The sequence below is a fragment of the Asticcacaulis sp. P2_B1 genome (genome assembly GCF_056404915.1).
This window is the reverse complement of the sequence record NZ_JBFUDD010000028.1, coordinates 1-1,393: the sequence shown is the minus strand read 5'-3', so window position 1 is coordinate 1,393 and position 1,393 is coordinate 1. Positions and strand designations below refer to the sequence as shown.

Sequence of the window (1,393 nt, the reverse complement as noted above, 5' to 3'; positions counted from 1 at the left end):
GTTGCACGTGGATGGAGTCATTGCCGGCGCCGCCATTGATGGTGCCATGTGCGTAGATTACATCGTCACCGTCACCTCCATCCGCCACAGCGAAGGTATTGGAGTTGGTATAGAGGGTGTCGTTGCCCGCACCGCCATCCACGCGTTGCAGATACTGGGAGTTGCGTCCATCGACGACGTCGTTGCCATCACCGCCGTATAGATTGCCTGTGTAGTAGCCGGCCACCAGATGGTCGTTGCCGCCCATGCCGAATATCGGCTCGAAGCTGCCGTACGGGCTGCCGTCGCCATCGATCAGGGTGTCGTCGAATTCACTGCCTTCGATCCAGCCTGCGACTTCGACATTCTTGATCGTCACCCCGCCAACGGTCTGGCTGGATAGCCCCAGGTCGAAGGTCACGCCGGTCGGCGCGCCCTGGAAGCTGATGAACAAGGCGTCCGTGCCGTTACCGCCGTCTACGCTGTCACCGTAGCCGGCTGAAATCGCATCGTCGCCGTCGCCGCCGGCCAGCACGTCGGCCTCGCCGCCACGGTCGAGCTGCGGCGTAATATATGTGTTGTTATAATAGGGTACGCTGTAGCTGCCCAGCGGGCCGTCGGAATAGAGGATATCGCTGCCAGTGCCGCCGCTCAGCGTATCTGCGCCGGCATCCCCTTCCAGCGTATCATTACCGCCCTTGCCGCCTAAGCTGTCGTCGCCCGCGTTGCCGACGGCCGTATTGTTGTTCGCATTGCCGGCATAGGTATCGTTGCCGGCTGTTCCGACAAAATTGTCGACGACGGGACCGACGCCAGCAACCAGGTCGGTTAACGTCAGGAACTCATCGGAAAACTGCACCAGTTCGATCGTGTGATCGAGTGTGTCGGTTCCGTCAGGAGACCCGTCGCGCAGATCGGTGATCGTGACCAGATGTGTATTGATGTCCTCGGTCACCCGATAGTCGGTTAGGTTTCCGGTGTAGACGGCTTTGTCGCCGGTCGATTCGCCGTCTCCGTTGTCTGCGCCACCGGTAAGGGTATCATTGCCGGCGCCGCCGTAAAGGATGTCATTGCCGCCGCTGCCGGTCAGCTTGTCGTCGCCTGCATCGCCGTATAGCGTCGCAGCCGACGCAGCCGAAGCGTCGATGGTGTCGTTGCCCTCATCGCCGTGGACAGGGCCGGGATAATAGGACTGTTGCACGTAAACGGAGTCATTGCCGGCGCCGCCATTGATGGTGCCATGTGCGTAGATTACATCGTCACCGTCACCTCCATCCGCCACAGCGAAGGTATTGGAGTTGGTATAGAGGGTGTCGTTGCCCGCACCGCCATCCACGCGTTGCAGATACTGGGAGTTGCGTCCATCGACGACGTCGTTGCCATCACCGCCGTATAGATTGCCTGTGTAGTAGCC

1 protein-coding gene is annotated in these 1,393 nt (G+C 60.4%); it reads right to left on the bottom strand.

Translation table 11 applies throughout. From position 1 onward, the window contains the following. Positions 1 to 1,393, bottom strand: a 1,393-nt coding sequence (locus AC1DX3_RS24330) for a calcium-binding protein (protein ID WP_476991954.1), incomplete at both ends; no start/stop codon positions are given.